This is a genomic window from Pseudomonas sp. GW822-FHT05A08 (assembly GCF_058800485.1).
Genome location: NZ_CM179511.1, coordinates 4,950,479 through 4,963,316 on the forward strand (window position 1 = coordinate 4,950,479; position 12,838 = coordinate 4,963,316).

Here is a 12,838-nt window from a genome sequence, read left to right on the forward strand (position 1 = left end):
GCCGATCGCAGCCTGCGGCAGCGGCTACAAAAGCCGCCCCGTCGCATCAGGGCTGGTATCCCTGCCCCAGCAACCAGCCGCGCACGGCCTTGTCCTGCTCCGCGCTCAGACCCGCCAGCAGCTGTTGCGCCGGCTCGTTGGGCAAGCGGCGCAACAACGGCGCCAGCTCCACCCCTTGCACATGCCAGATGCCCAGCGGCTGGTCCGGGGTGATCACCACCTCGGCTTCGTCCACCAGGCCGTCGCGCAATACCGGGGCGCGCTCGATACGCAGGGCGGAAAAGTCCGCGACGCGATGCGCCGGCTCGCGGTCCGGCCATTGCCGGCGCGCCTGCCAGAACGGCTGTTCGGCCCAACGCTGCTCGTCGGCGTAGAAATCGCGGCCGATGCGGGCAAAACGCAGGAACAGTTGCTCCACCCGCCGGGCATGGAAGCGCTGCGCCAGCGCCGCCCGTTCGGGCCGTTGCAGCAGCGTGTTGATCACCGCCGGCGCCTGCAACGCCGAGGACAGCGACTGGAAGATACCGTTGCCCGACAGCGGGTCCACGGCCATGGCCGCATCGCCCACGCGAATCCAGTTGGCGCCACACACCTGCGGGCAAAGGATCGCCGTGCTGCTGCGTGCGTGCAGCTGCACATCGTGCTGCGGCCCGTCAGCGAAAAACGCCCGCGCCAGGGCCGAAGCCTGTCGTCGCTGGCGGCAGTAATCCAGCAACTGCGCCTTGCCCGGCAGCGCGGCGCTGGCCACGTCCACCGTCAGTTGCCAGTAACACTGGCCGTCGGCCTGGCGCGCCATCCAGGCCCAGCCGTCTTCCAGGCTGTGCACGGCGCTGGCGGTGCTGCCCGGCGCGCCCTGCCAGCGGTTGAGCAGGCTGAGGGTTTCCGGGCCCCGCAGGCCTTTGCCCAATTCTTTACTCGATGCAGGCGCCTGGCGCCCGCGGGCCTCCACCAGAAAATCCGTTAGACGCTCGGCCTGCCCCTCGATCCGCAGCCGATGCCCGTTCGCCGTCGACTGCACCTCCAGCACCCGGCCCTCGATCAGTTCGACCCCGGCCTCGCGCAGATCCTCGCGCAGGCCGCGATCGAAGCGCGGGCGATCCAGCAGGTATTCGACGTTCTGCGCATGGCTCTGGCCGTTCCACACCACCTGACGCTGGGACGCCTGCAACGCCGCCTCCAGCCCACGCCCCAGGCCGGCGCCACGCAGGGCTTCGAGCACCCGCAGCGACACCCCTTCGAGCGCCGGGAAACGCCGCCACTCACTGACCAGCGCCACCGCGTAACCCAGGCGGCGCAAGCCCAGGGCCACCGCGGCACCCGCCGGGCCGGCGCCGAGCACCAGGATCGGCCTCATGTCCAGCCGCGCCGTTCGGGGCCGTGATAGCGGGCGTGGGTCCGCAGCCACTGGACCACCTGCGGGTTATCGGCGTCGCGGTGTTCGCCGAGGTAGCGGGCGATATGCCCGCTCAATGCCGCGCAGCCCAGGCTGGCGCCGGACTGGCCGGGGTGGCTGCCCTGCACACAGGCGGCGAAGTCGGCCTGCTGGCTGTCGAGCCACGACCATTCGCCGGGGGTGCAACGGGCATCGCCGGTGACCCGCAGCACCCCCGGGTAACGCGCCGGGTACACCCCCTCGCCCTGGGCCGGCGTCGAGGCGCACAACAGCACGCCACGGGCCAGGGCGGCCGCGCAGGCTTCGCGCAACAGGCGGCGGTCCTGGCGCAGCCCCAGGCTGAGGTTGATCAATCGCACCTGCTGGCGCACCAGCCAGTCCAGGGCGCTGGCGATCTGCAGCGCGCTGGTCACCCCGCGCTGGTCGAACACTTGGGCCACACAGAAACGCGCCTGGGGCGCCCGCGCGCTGATCGCCTCGATGATCGCGCTGCCGTGGCCGAGGGGATCTTCGCGCAAGTCGCCCTCACCGACCCCGTCTTCCACCAGGTAGAAGCGCCGCCCGGCCACCACCTGCGGGCGTTGCACGGCCGTATGCCCGCTGTCGACCACGCCGATCCGCAGCTCAGGCTTCATGGGGCACCTTCACGGAGTGCAACACGCCGTCCACCAGCTCGAAACGCAGGTCGGCGTCGGCCAGGGTCGACGGCCGATGGCTGATCAGGATCCGCGTGCGTCCGGCGAACAGCCGGTCGATGGCCTCGATCACTTCGCGCTCGGTGCTTTCGTCCACCGCCGAGGTGGCTTCGTCCAGCACCAGGATCAACGGGTCCTGGAGCAGCGCGCGGGCAATCGCGATCCGTTGTTTCTGCCCGCCGGACAGCTGCTGGCCGCGCTCGCCCAACGGGCTGTCCAGGCCCTCGGGCAGCGCTTCGATCAGGCTGTCCAGTTGCGCCAGCCGCGCCACCTCGGCCACCGCCGCGCGCGGTGCGTCGGGCACGCTGTAGGCCAGGTTGTCGGCCAGGCTGCCGCGGAACAGCACGATGTCCTGGCTGACCACGGCGATGCGCCGGCGCAGCTCGAACAGGTCGAGCTGGCGCAGGTCGATACCGTCCAGCAGCACCTGCCCGGACTGCGGGTCGTGGTGGCGTTGCAGCAGGTCGATCAGGGTCGATTTGCCGACCCCGGAACCGCCACCCAGGGCCACCTTCAGGCCATAGGGAATGCGTGCCTCGATGCCGCGCAGGGTGCTCGGCCGCCCCGGGTGGCTGAAGTGCAGATCACGAAAAGACAGCTCGCCACCGCTGGGCATCGGCAACGGTTGCGCCGGCGTGGTCACGCTCGGTTGCTCGCCGCGCAGCTCCATGACCCGGCCCAGGCTGACGCTCATGCGCTGGATCGCCACGTACAGCCCCAGCAGGCTCTGCACCGGCCCCACGGCCATGCCCAGGTAAGTGGAAAAGGCGATCAGTGCGCCCAACTGCCAGGTGCCCTGCACCACCCAATAACCGCCGATCAGGAACGCACAGGCCCGCGACAGCGAAGTCAGGGTGCCGGGCACCGCCTGGGTGAAGAACTCGCTGACCTGCAGGCGCAGCAACTGGCTCATGTAGCCCTGCCCCAACTGTTCCAGGCGCCGGGCTTCGCGCTGTTGCTGGCCGGCGCTCTGGATGAACTTCATCACCGGCAGGGTCTCGACCATGAACGACGACATGTCCGCCGAACGCTCGCGCAGTTGCCGCACATCGCGCTCGACCTTGCGCCGCATCCAGCGCAGCCAGAGCACGTCCAGCGGAATCAGCAGCAGCGCCAGCAGCGACAGCTGCCAGGACAGGGTCACCAGCAGCGCCAGGGCCACCACCAGGCCGATCACGCTGGACACCGCGGAGAACAGCGAATCGACGGCAAAGCGCTGGATCTCCGCGACGTCGCCATCGAGCCGCGACATCAGGTCGCCGATCCGCCGCTGGCCGTAGAAGCCCGGCGACAGGCGCTGCAAATGCCGGTACAGGTCGTCGCGCAGGGCGAACAGGATCCGCCCCGACAGGCGCGTGTGCAGGTAGCGGTTGATGCCCGACAGCGCGGTGCCCAGCAGCCCGGCGAGAATCATCAGCCCGGCGATCCACGCCAGCATCGGGAAATTGCGCGCCAGCAGACCGTCGTCGATCAGCAGCTTGGTCAGCCACGGCTGCACCAGCACCAGCAACGAGGCGCAGACCGACAGCGCCAGCAACCCGGCGATGGCCAGGCGCTGCGGGCGGACAAACCCGTACAGCCAGCGCAAGGCGGCTTGCAGGGCCGCGGGGTCGGGGCTGTCCACCAGCCGGCTGAGCAGGCGCGCCATCAGCTGCGCAACTGCTTGAGCTTGCGGTACAGGGTCGCGCGGCTGATGCCCAGGGCATCGGCGGCGGCAGAAACATTGCCCTGGTGGTTGTCCAGTGCCTGGCGGATCAGTTCCAGCTGGTTCTCGCGGATGCTGCCGCTGGCCGGGCGTTCGCTGGCGTTGAGATCGTCAAGCATGCTGTCGGGCAGGTGCTCCAGGCCCAGGACCGCGTCGCCCGCCTCGCGCATGGCCAGGGCGGTGCGCAGGACCATCTCCAACTGGCGAATGTTGCCCGGCCAGTGATAGCCGGCCAGCAACTGGCGCAGGTCCTCGGCCAGGGCCGCGCCGGGGCTGCCGAGCTTGGCCAGCAGGACCTCCAGCAACGCGTCGAAGTCCTCGCGCTCGCGCAGCGCCGGGAGCATCACGCTGATGCCGTTGACCCGGTAGAACAGGTCCTCGCGAAACTGCTTGTCGGCCACCTGCTGCTTGAGGTCGCGGTGGGTGGCGCAGATCAGCGCCACATCGATGTCCTGCTCTTCGCCGGCGCCCAGCGGCGCTACCTTACGGTCCTGCAGCACCCGCAACAGGCGCGCCTGCAAGGCCAGTGGCATATCGCCGATTTCATCGAGAAACAGGGTGCCGCCGTGGGCTTGTTGCAGGCGGCCGATCATGCCGCCACGGCGCGAGCCGGTGAAGGCGCCCTCGCGATAACCGAACAGCTCCGACTCGATCAGGCCCTCGGGAATCGCCGCGCAGTTGACCGCGATAAAGGGCTTGTCGGCGCGACTGCCCGCCATGTGCAGGGCGCGGGCGATGACCTCCTTGCCGGTGCCGGTTTCCCCCAGCAGCAACACCGGCAAGGCATTGGCCAGGCCCTGGCGGGCCATGCGCAAGGCCCGGGCATAACGGCTGTTGCTGCCGGCCAGGGTGTCGAGTTGCGGGTCGGGCTGCGCCTGGCTCGGGGCGTTTTTCGACGTGCCGCGCGGCACGCTGCTGACATTGATCGAGCGTTGCGGGGCGCGCAGGGTCTTGTAGAAAAACTCGCCCTTGGCGGTCTGCAGGCTGCCGATGCCGCCCTGTTGCAAACGGCCGAGCAGTTGCACGCCATCCACGCCGAGAAACTCTTCGCAACGCCGCCCCACCAGTGCCGAACGCTCGGCGCGCAACAACTGGCAGGCCTGGGCGCTGACCGCCAGGATCTGCCCGCCGAGACTGACCGCGAGCAAGCCTTGCCACGGCGATTCGAGATACTGCCGACGACTGTGGAACGCCAGGACGATCTGCTCGGGAAAGCTGTTGTTGAACACCCGGCTCTCGATCTGGCTGACCGCCATGCTCAGCAGCGCGGTGCTGTCGTGGATACGACCCAGCGGGCCTTCGCGGGTCAGGTCGAGCACGCCGAGGATCTCGCCCTGGGGGCAATGGATGGGCACCGAGGTGCAGGAAAAAGGGCTCAGGCGATCCAGGTAATGTTCGCCGCAGTCGATCAGGGTGGTGCGTGCTTCCACCAGCGCCGTGCCCAGGGCATTGGTGCCACGGGTGGCTTCGCTCCAGCAGGCGCCGAGGGTGATGTCCTGCACGCCGCTGCCCTTGAGCCGGTCGGCCCGGCCTTCGACCGCAAGAATGGTGGCGTCGGCATTGGCCAGGATGATCAGGCCGTCCTGGCCCTGGCGCTCGGCCAGGTAGTCGATGGCGGGTATCGCCGCGTCGAGCAGCAGGCGATTGCTCGCCAGCAGCACCTCGAGGCTGGCGCCGGATTCCAGGGTCAACTCCGGCTGGCCATTGAAGTGCACGCCATGGCTGAGGCTGCGCCGCCATGACGCATCGATTTCCGCACGCAATACGCCGTCGGGGACTGCGCCTTCCAGATGGAGCTTTCTGCGGGCCAGCCCGGCTTGGTGCTGCAGCTCGCCGGTTGTTGTTTTTATAAGGGTCATCAAGCGCTCCGAATCGGTCCGCCCGGCACCTCCCCGGTCCATTCCCTTGGGTTGCGAGGGGCACGCAAGCCATGGGCAATGTCTACACCCGGTTCAGAAGGCAGTAAAGGGAAGTTTGGCCCGCGGCCAGCCCTGCCATTCACAGAAGCAAAACCTGCGCCACGGGAAAAACCGCGCCGGAGCATCTTGACGTTAACGTAAAGCGGATGGCAAGAGCCGTATGGCGTCCGGTTGCCCCTGGTACTCACTGCTCGCCTGGCGGTAAACGGCCCAGTAAATGACCAGTCTGAACAGGGGGAACATAAAGCAGGTAATGCGGACAGGCTGCCAACTAAGTCCCTTTATATTCTGAAATGACTTATTGCCAATACTTACAAGAAGCCATGGTCATTCTTTAGCGGAGTTATAAAGACAACTTCGCACTATTACCACTCGCACTTATCTTTATAGCCACCTAGTAACACCACCCTTTCCCTCGCCAAGTCAGTTATCCGACAAACCTGTAACCGCTCAAAACTTCAGGGGCATCTTACTGTTTTAAATAAATAAAAAAATATTATCGGGCACTAGAAAATAATGACTACGCTGATCTTGCTGGATGCGAACGGACAGAACGCGAGTCGACAAGGAGGTCGAAGTCATGCGTCGGAACACACTATTGCCCCGCACTTCTACGACCTATCAAGACTGTCAGCTTGCACACTTCAAGCCGCCCAGAAAAGTCACCTACGCCCCACTAAATCGACCTCCCGAAAAGCTGCTTTTCAGGGCAGAGCCTGATTGGCGCCCCCTATGAAAGTCCATGGAGATGGAAAGCCCACGGCAGAAAGTAGCTTCGACTATTTCGCCCACAAGGAGAGTCAGCATGCCCAGTTCCTCCACCCCGAACTTGCGAAACTTCTTCAGAAATTTCGACTCGGGAATCATTAACGGTTTGCCTGCGCTTCTTTACAGCCATCAGACCGATGCCAATGGCGACCTGCTGTTCCTGCGCCACTACGTGAACAACGAAGACACTCCTCAAACAGTCACAGGTGCCTGAATGAATACCAAATGGTTGAACGGCTTGAACATTTTCTATGACGATAGCAGCAACGAATCCCTGCGCGGCGTGCTGAAGACCGATGTCAGCAGTCACCTGGTCGGCACCTATCAAGGGCCGAAGGCTTCCGGCTACACCACGCTCTATGGCCGCCTGGAGACAAAAAATGGCACGCTACGCCCGAGCTATCTGCTTCCCGCCTTCACCCAGCGGACCCAGAAGGATGTCGACACCACGCCGATCCAGGGCAGCGACGACTTCGTTGCCGTCTGGGCCAGCAACGACCCGGGCGCCTTTCGCATCTTTGCGCGCAAATACAGCGTCAGCGAGCGCCAGGGTATCGGCGCGCCCTTCACGGAAACCCTGATCAGTGGCTCCAACGGTGATTACGTCTGCCCCAGGGTCATCTACAACCCCGCCAACTGCCACCTCTTCGCCTGCTGGATCGGCGTGACCGAACGCCAGTTGCAAGGCATCTGGCTGGACAAGGACACCCTCGAGCCGACCAGTTATCCGGTGATGATCACCTCTGCCGTCTATCCGACCCTGTTTAATCCCGGTGCCGATCTGGACACTTCCACCTACGAAAATATCGTGCTGATGAACCATGGCGACGGGGTGATCGTCGGCGTCCAGGAAACCCTGAGCAAGATCAATTTCCTGCGAGTGGGCAGCCCCTCCTCCGGCAAATCGCCGGTCAATCTGATGACCAGTTACTCGCAAACCGGCATGGGCAAGTTCCATGCAACCTTCGACACCGCGCACAACAACATCATGCTGGTTTATATCGGCACCAGCGCCTATGTCTATGGCGACCGAGTCCGGATCTTCGGCAAGGCTGATCAGTCTGAGGCTGAGCAGTACCAAAGCGATCAGGAACTGCAAGCCCTCTCCCCCGTTCGCCTGAACAACAATGTCTACGCCTCGAGCCAGCCCTATATCAGTGCCATGCCGGCCACATGCGGTGTCATTGACTTCCTGGTGACCTGGAGTACCGGTTATACCGGCATCTTTTTCAACCGGTTCGATGACGCCTTCATCCCCTTGGCGGCGGAAACATCGATCAACCCGAACGACAGCGGCAATACCTTTCCAAAAGCCGTCGCCAGCGACAACCAGACCGCCGTACTGCTGCAGGCGACCCGTTTCAACGGTAACGCCCTGGGCGCCCAGGGCATCCTGGCTTATGTGAGCAACTACGACTGAGCCGCGCTGCCTCCTGCCGGCCTCCCGGCAGGAGGTGTGCCGTTCATCGCGGATAAATAATCGTAAAGGTCGCCGCGCCATTGGCCAGGCCCGGCGTCACGATGGTTTCTGTCTCCCCTCTTTTGAGATGGAACCCGGGAAACGTCACGATCCCGGAGATCCCCCCAATCAGCAACAGCTTCCCCCAGGGACCGCCGTGTTTTAACGGAGCGCGGGCCATGATGGCGGAACAGTTTTTCAGATGGTCCAAGAGCTCATCCATTTTCGTATAGGCCATGTGCAACGCGACGCCAATCCAGACAAGTGTGCCGAGAATCACTACACCACCCAGATACCCGAAAGCAATCTCAGGGGTACTCATTTGTGGCTCTCGTAAATAACCTCAAACAACACCCAGCTTGACCACCGCCGCAAGGCCCGTCATGACCACTATCAGCGCTAGCGCACTCCACTGCAGCACGACCAACTTGCGCTTAAGCGCCGCAGGAAAACCCAGCAAGTCCTCGGCACTGACCCAGCCACGCTTAAGGTAAAAATGGGGGAAGGTTACAAAACCGGAAATGCTCCCGACCAGAATCAGTTTCCCCCATGGGCCACCGTGCCTGAGCGTGGTCAGCGTGCTGAGCACAGCACTGTTTTTCAGATGATCCAACATCAAGTCCATCTTGGTGTAGGCCATGTGCAAGCAAATACCAAGCACAATAAATATCCCTGCAAAATCGACGAGTCCGACCACCAGAAATATTTTGTCTGCCGTATTCAGGCTCATTTGACCGCCTCATAAATTTTCTCGGCCATTGCTTCCCCGGCAGAGTTACCAACGACACCAGCCGTAAAAGAAGCACTTCCTACAACCACGACACCACAAGCCAACGAGGCTAAGCCAGCAGTTGGAACACCCAGTGCGACGCACAGTGTTCCGACAATAGGCGTCGTTAAAAAGGCTTCAAGGCGCAGCCACATACCCCCCTCCTCCCTGATAAACGACGCGTCCAAGCAAGCCGTTGAGCGTGTTGGCGCTATTGATAAGGCGGGGGATGGTGCTGGCCGTCATCTGTCGGCTCAAGCGGATAGAACACTTGAACAGGGTAAAAACGTGTATTTCAGGAGAGTCCTACAAGCGTGCCTGAACTTGTCTGACGCTAGAGCCGGATCAAGGTCTGAGCAGGCACATTGCTCGCTGGCGGCCCTGTTACGTTCAGTCATTGAGTCGGGGCTTGCGCTCATGAAGGCGCGTCATTACTCTGCGCCGGTCGCTGCCAAATCAGCGTCCGGGTGTAGGAACCCGTCATCAAGAAGCGTACAAGCGCCCAAGTTGTGCGGGCGCTTTTTGCTGCCTATGCGTTATGGCGGCTGTACGCGGGCACGCTTCGGCGTGACCGGGTCTTGTGTGCCGGTTTCCTACCCCGCGTGCAGCCGCCACCCAGGCTGTAGGAAGTTTGGGTGATGGCTCCTCACACACAAGGAGCTACATCAATGAACGGATATATCCCGCTTCACAGCACTGCCACCGAGCATCCTGTCCTGCTGATCGATTCCAGCGCCTCGCTGGTGGACTTGCTGGCCTGCGCCGACCGGCGCGTTCGCGCCATTCACAAACTGATGAACAGCCTGTCTTGCATGACCGCGCGTACCGCGGATGAAAGTGATTTATTCCAGATCGCCGATATCGCCTCGCTGCTGCTGAGCGATGGCGTGGCCTTGCTGGATGTGGCGCAGGGCAAGGCGATGCAAAGCTAACGCCAGCGCTGCGCGATCACGCGCATGCCCCCTGAACCTTTCGGTTCGGGGGGAGCCCGGAGGCTGGGCGTTGCCGTTGACGTTCATCGCGAGCACGCCGCTCCGGCAGCTGGCCACGCTCCCGCAGGAGCGCGCTCGCGATGGTGGTTTTTACCGGCCTAGAAAGCCCAGCGCATACCCAGCACGACCTCGCTGGAAACCAGGTTGGCCTTCATCTTCTCGTCCTGCAGGCCGCGGGCATTCGGGAAGTTGTTCCAGCCACTTTCGGTGTCGCCCATGTCGACGTAGCGATAGCCGAGGTCCAGGGCCAGGCGATCGGTCACGTCGTAGGCAACGCCCGCGCCGAGGGACCAGGCCAGGTTGGTCTGGGTCGCCGAGCCGTACTGACGCGACTCGTTACCCTGCCAGCCCTTGGACTCGAGTTGGGCCAGGCCCAGCCCGGCGGAACCGTAGAGCGACAACTTCTCGGTCACACGGAAGTCCCGATAGGCGTTGAGCATCACCCGCCTGGACTCGATATGGTGCTCGTTGAGGCTGGTGGGGAAGGTGGTCGAGCCGCTGGTGAATGTGTCCTTTTGCGGCAGGGACAACTCGCCCTCCACGCGCCAGCCATTGCCGAACCGGTAACCGACCCCGATCGAGCCGGTCATGTCCTTCTGGCTGTCGTCGCCGGAGACGAACGCCCCGATGCCGGGACGCGCGCTGGAGTCCATGTTGCGGGCCTTGCGCTCGGCGCTGATCACCCGGGCGACTCCGTAGTAACCCTCTTTCTCGGCAGGAGCGGCCACCGCCAGCGAGGTGTAAGCCGCAGGAGCGAGCAGCAGCACAGCGGAGATTTTTGTAAGAGTCTTCATTGTCAGGTTTTATCTCTAACGTTTAAGGGAAAGCGATACCGCCTTGATCCAGCGGCGCAGTTACCCGCGGCTATCGACCGCCGCGGCACCGTTGGAAATGATCACCTCGACCCGACGGTTCAACTGGCGGGATTGCGCCGAGGCGTCGTCGGCCACCGGATATTCCTTGCCGTAGCCCTGGGTCTTGATGCGGGTCATGTCCACGCCCAGGCGTTCCAGGGCAAAGGCCACGCTTTCGGCGCGACGTTCGGAGAGCGTCTGGTTGAAGGCATCGCTGCCCACGCTGTCGGTGAAGCCTTCGATGCGCACCTTGCGCTCGGGGTTGTTGAGCAGGAAGTCGGCCAGTTGCTGGACGTTGCGCTGGTTGCCGGGCTTGAGGCTGGCCTTGCCGGTATCGAACAGCACGTCGCCGAAGGTGACCACTTCACCGCGTGGCGTCGGCTTGGCTTTCATCGCCTGCAGGGCCTTGAGCTGTTGGGTACGCACATCCAGCTGCACCTGGGTGCGCTGCACATCGATGTTGCTCAAACCGGCCTCGGCCTTGCGCCCGAGAATGGTCTGCTCGGCCAGGGCAATCTTTTGCTTGGCCAGGTACGCGTACTGGTCGATCTCGGGAGCGCGGCGGTCCTGGATGGACAGCATGTCCGCCTTGCCCAGGGCGATAAAGGCGTCCTGGGTTTCCAGGGCGGCCAGGGTGCTCGACTCAGGCTTGCTCTGCAGGTCCGAGTACAGCTTGCGTGCCTCGACCAGTTGCGGGTTTTCCGGGGTGGCGGCGCAGCCGGTCAAAAGCAGCGCGAATGCGCACAGGGAAGGGAAAATCAATGAAGTTCGCATGGAAAATTCCTCAGTTAAAAGGTCGGCGAGTCTGGATTCAACCCGGCATCAGGCGCCTGCAGCATTTCCTGCTTGAGGACCTGGATACCGGTCTGGGCATCCTTCAGTTCTTTCTGCAGTTTCGCGGTGCGCGCCATGCGCTCGGCCAGTGCCGAATCCGCGGCGATCTGCTCGGCCAGGCCCTTGGCCTTGCCAAAGTCTTTTTCGCCGAGCGCGCGGTCCATCAACATGGTCTTGTCCTGCGCGGTCTTCATCTGTACCGGCGCGTACTGGGTCGCTCCGGCGGATACCGCACGGCTCAGGGCATTGCGTGCCAGGGACACCTGTTCGTCAGGCGCGGGGACGCTGGCGCAGGCGCTGATCAATACCGTGCCGGTGAGCAGGGAGGCCCAGAAAATGGCTCGCCGACTTGAATGCTTAGTACTCATAAAGTTCTCCAGATGTTCTCTGCCAACTAATGCTTGCAGCCCTCTTCACCCAAGTGAGAGGCAATGGAAATCCACAAGCGCATTGCCCATTGGCAATGCACAGCTGCTACTCATGATTTATTGGGCCGGTGGAGCGATGTCGCTCATCGGCACGCTCAGCGAATCAGCGCCTGACCCATCGGCCAGCGCTGGAGAGCTGTGCCTCATCTTGCGTGACCACCCTGGCCAACAACCGAGGCAACGGCCTGAGTTCCTGTATGAAATTTCCCAAGGACTCAGTCCTCGTCCACCTCGCGCTCATTGAGCGGCTGCGCCGGGCGGTGGTTGTCGGGAAACAACTGGCGGATTTTCCGGATCTGGGCCTTCGACAGCTCGATGGGTTGTTCGAACAGCACCCACTGCACCCCTTCCGTGCAGGGCGGCGTGGTCAGTGAACCCTGGTAGAAGACATGATGGCTGGCAGCGGGCAGCAGCGAGCCGAGGTCAGGCGCGTCCTTGGCACTCAGGGTCACGGCCTGGCCTTCACGCTCGGGAAGGTGCTTCCACAACGCGGCAAGCTCGCGGTTGTTTTGCCCTTCCTTGACCATAAGCCCGATGACCAGCAGACGGCCGTCCGGGCCCTGGTTGACCAAATGCATTTCCATTGGATACGACACATGCTCGATCCGGTGCTCGCTGGGGGTATGAAAGTGGAACTGGACCAGGCGGTATTCACGGCCCTTGAACGTGACGGTTTCCCCCTCACCGACGTTGGCCTGAATGCTGTGGCCATTGTTGACCACGTCGAGCGACGTCGCGCCGTAGCTGATGTTCAAGTCCGAGGCGCTGCCTCTAAGGGGGTGAACTTTTTTCAACTCGACATCGATGGGCGACTGCTGGGCGCCCTGGGCGCACAGCTCGCTGCCCAACATGCCCCAGTGCGTGGGGCCATGGGCGCCGTGGTAAGTCCAGTCAGCCCCGGCCGCGTGCTGGCTGGCCAGGGAAAAACACAAGGGAACGAACAGATGAAAAGGACGAATAAACACGTTCATGAAGCCTCGTTTGATAAACCGATCAATTCGACTGGCGCGAATCCATTTGCG

The 12,838-nt window shown here is 63.2% G+C and carries 14 protein-coding genes; 3 read left to right on the plus strand and 11 right to left on the minus strand.

The window, feature by feature from the left end:
- Positions 1-46: 46 nt before the first annotated feature.
- Genes qhpG through AC3RCP_RS22085 form a run of 4 tightly spaced genes read right to left on the minus strand, consistent with a single transcriptional unit; the run spans position 47 to position 5,652 of the window.
- Positions 47-1,354 (minus strand): flavin-dependent monooxygenase QhpG, encoded by a 1,308-nt coding sequence (gene qhpG, locus AC3RCP_RS22070; protein WP_492571937.1) that lies wholly within the window; start codon positions 1,352-1,354, stop codon positions 47-49.
- Positions 1,351-2,028, minus strand: coding sequence for a subtilisin-like serine protease QhpE (gene qhpE, locus AC3RCP_RS22075; protein ID WP_492571936.1), 678 nt, complete (start codon positions 2,026-2,028; stop codon positions 1,351-1,353). The genes qhpG and qhpE overlap by 4 nt, the downstream gene beginning before the upstream one ends.
- Positions 2,018-3,736 (minus strand): ABC transporter ATP-binding protein, encoded by a 1,719-nt coding sequence (locus tag AC3RCP_RS22080; protein WP_492571935.1) that lies wholly within the window; start codon positions 3,734-3,736, stop codon positions 2,018-2,020. The genes qhpE and AC3RCP_RS22080 overlap by 11 nt, the downstream gene beginning before the upstream one ends.
- Positions 3,736-5,652, minus strand: coding sequence for a sigma-54-dependent Fis family transcriptional regulator (locus AC3RCP_RS22085; protein ID WP_492571934.1), 1,917 nt, complete (start codon positions 5,650-5,652; stop codon positions 3,736-3,738). The genes AC3RCP_RS22080 and AC3RCP_RS22085 overlap by 1 nt, the downstream gene beginning before the upstream one ends.
- A gap of 865 nt (positions 5,653-6,517) precedes the next feature.
- Here AC3RCP_RS22085 and AC3RCP_RS22090 point away from each other — a divergent pair.
- Together AC3RCP_RS22090 and AC3RCP_RS22095 are read left to right on the plus strand one after the other, a co-directional pair.
- A complete protein-coding gene (locus tag AC3RCP_RS22090) occupies positions 6,518-6,694 on the plus strand; it encodes a hypothetical protein (protein ID WP_157832265.1) in 177 nt (58 codons plus the stop codon).
- Positions 6,695-7,900 carry a hypothetical protein gene (locus AC3RCP_RS22095; RefSeq protein WP_492571933.1) on the plus strand — a complete coding sequence of 402 codons (1,206 nt, stop codon included), beginning with the start codon at positions 6,695-6,697 and terminating at the stop codon, positions 7,898-7,900. It begins immediately after the preceding gene.
- Between the two features lie 43 nt (positions 7,901-7,943).
- Here AC3RCP_RS22095 and AC3RCP_RS22100 read toward each other — a convergent pair whose 3' ends face one another.
- From AC3RCP_RS22100 to AC3RCP_RS22110, 3 genes are read right to left on the minus strand one after another with little or no spacing between them, the layout of a single operon-like run.
- On the minus strand, positions 7,944-8,261 hold the full coding sequence (locus AC3RCP_RS22100; RefSeq protein ID WP_256593413.1) for a hypothetical protein: 318 nt from the start codon (positions 8,259-8,261) through the stop codon (positions 7,944-7,946).
- A gap of 21 nt (positions 8,262-8,282) precedes the next feature.
- Positions 8,283-8,669 (minus strand): hypothetical protein, encoded by a 387-nt coding sequence (locus AC3RCP_RS22105; RefSeq protein WP_007928225.1) that lies wholly within the window; start codon positions 8,667-8,669, stop codon positions 8,283-8,285.
- A complete protein-coding gene (locus AC3RCP_RS22110) occupies positions 8,666-8,863 on the minus strand; it encodes a hypothetical protein (protein WP_177323800.1) in 198 nt (65 codons plus the stop codon). Before AC3RCP_RS22110 ends, AC3RCP_RS22105 begins: the two co-directional genes overlap by 4 nt.
- A gap of 513 nt (positions 8,864-9,376) precedes the next feature.
- Here AC3RCP_RS22110 and AC3RCP_RS22115 point away from each other — a divergent pair.
- The gene (locus AC3RCP_RS22115) at positions 9,377-9,640 is read left to right on the plus strand and encodes a hypothetical protein (protein ID WP_101338634.1); all 264 of its coding nucleotides are present in this window, start codon (positions 9,377-9,379) and stop codon (positions 9,638-9,640) included.
- Positions 9,641-9,798: 158 nt separating this feature from the next.
- On the opposite strand, the gene AC3RCP_RS22120 is transcribed toward AC3RCP_RS22115, so the two are convergent.
- The 4 genes from AC3RCP_RS22120 to AC3RCP_RS22135 all read right to left on the minus strand — a co-directional run bounded on the left by AC3RCP_RS22120 (position 9,799) and on the right by AC3RCP_RS22135 (position 12,787).
- Complete coding sequence (locus tag AC3RCP_RS22120) at positions 9,799-10,494, minus strand: outer membrane protein (RefSeq protein WP_492571932.1); 696 nt, start codon at positions 10,492-10,494, stop codon at positions 9,799-9,801.
- Positions 10,495-10,554: 60 nt separating this feature from the next.
- The gene (locus tag AC3RCP_RS22125) at positions 10,555-11,328 is read right to left on the minus strand and encodes an OmpA family protein (protein WP_492571931.1); all 774 of its coding nucleotides are present in this window, start codon (positions 11,326-11,328) and stop codon (positions 10,555-10,557) included.
- A gap of 14 nt (positions 11,329-11,342) precedes the next feature.
- Positions 11,343-11,756: a DUF4398 domain-containing protein gene (locus AC3RCP_RS22130; RefSeq protein ID WP_101338637.1), complete on the minus strand. Its 414-nt coding sequence runs from the start codon at positions 11,754-11,756 to the stop codon at positions 11,343-11,345.
- Positions 11,757-12,031: 275 nt separating this feature from the next.
- The gene (locus tag AC3RCP_RS22135) at positions 12,032-12,787 is read right to left on the minus strand and encodes a carbonic anhydrase (protein WP_492571930.1); all 756 of its coding nucleotides are present in this window, start codon (positions 12,785-12,787) and stop codon (positions 12,032-12,034) included.
- Positions 12,788-12,838 lie beyond the last annotated feature (51 nt).

Excerpts from the sequence above, each read along its gene's own strand:
- qhpG (WP_492571937.1), bottom strand. The coding sequence starts at position 1,354 with ATGAGGCCGATCCTGGTGCTCGGCGCCGGCCCGGCGGGTGCCGCGGTG.
- qhpE (WP_492571936.1), bottom strand. The coding sequence starts at position 2,028 with ATGAAGCCTGAGCTGCGGATCGGCGTGGTCGACAGCGGGCATACGGCC.
- AC3RCP_RS22080 (WP_492571935.1), bottom strand. The coding sequence starts at position 3,736 with ATGGCGCGCCTGCTCAGCCGGCTGGTGGACAGCCCCGACCCCGCGGCC.
- AC3RCP_RS22085 (WP_492571934.1), bottom strand. The coding sequence starts at position 5,652 with ATGACCCTTATAAAAACAACAACCGGCGAGCTGCAGCACCAAGCCGGG.
- AC3RCP_RS22090 (WP_157832265.1), top strand. The coding sequence starts at position 6,518 with ATGCCCAGTTCCTCCACCCCGAACTTGCGAAACTTCTTCAGAAATTTC.
- AC3RCP_RS22095 (WP_492571933.1), top strand. The coding sequence starts at position 6,695 with ATGAATACCAAATGGTTGAACGGCTTGAACATTTTCTATGACGATAGC.
- AC3RCP_RS22100 (WP_256593413.1), bottom strand. The coding sequence starts at position 8,261 with ATGAGTACCCCTGAGATTGCTTTCGGGTATCTGGGTGGTGTAGTGATT.
- AC3RCP_RS22105 (WP_007928225.1), bottom strand. The coding sequence starts at position 8,669 with ATGAGCCTGAATACGGCAGACAAAATATTTCTGGTGGTCGGACTCGTC.
- AC3RCP_RS22110 (WP_177323800.1), bottom strand. The coding sequence starts at position 8,863 with ATGTGGCTGCGCCTTGAAGCCTTTTTAACGACGCCTATTGTCGGAACA.
- AC3RCP_RS22115 (WP_101338634.1), top strand. The coding sequence starts at position 9,377 with ATGAACGGATATATCCCGCTTCACAGCACTGCCACCGAGCATCCTGTC.
- AC3RCP_RS22120 (WP_492571932.1), bottom strand. The coding sequence starts at position 10,494 with ATGAAGACTCTTACAAAAATCTCCGCTGTGCTGCTGCTCGCTCCTGCG.
- AC3RCP_RS22125 (WP_492571931.1), bottom strand. The coding sequence starts at position 11,328 with ATGCGAACTTCATTGATTTTCCCTTCCCTGTGCGCATTCGCGCTGCTT.
- AC3RCP_RS22130 (WP_101338637.1), bottom strand. The coding sequence starts at position 11,756 with ATGAGTACTAAGCATTCAAGTCGGCGAGCCATTTTCTGGGCCTCCCTG.
- AC3RCP_RS22135 (WP_492571930.1), bottom strand. The coding sequence starts at position 12,787 with ATGAACGTGTTTATTCGTCCTTTTCATCTGTTCGTTCCCTTGTGTTTT.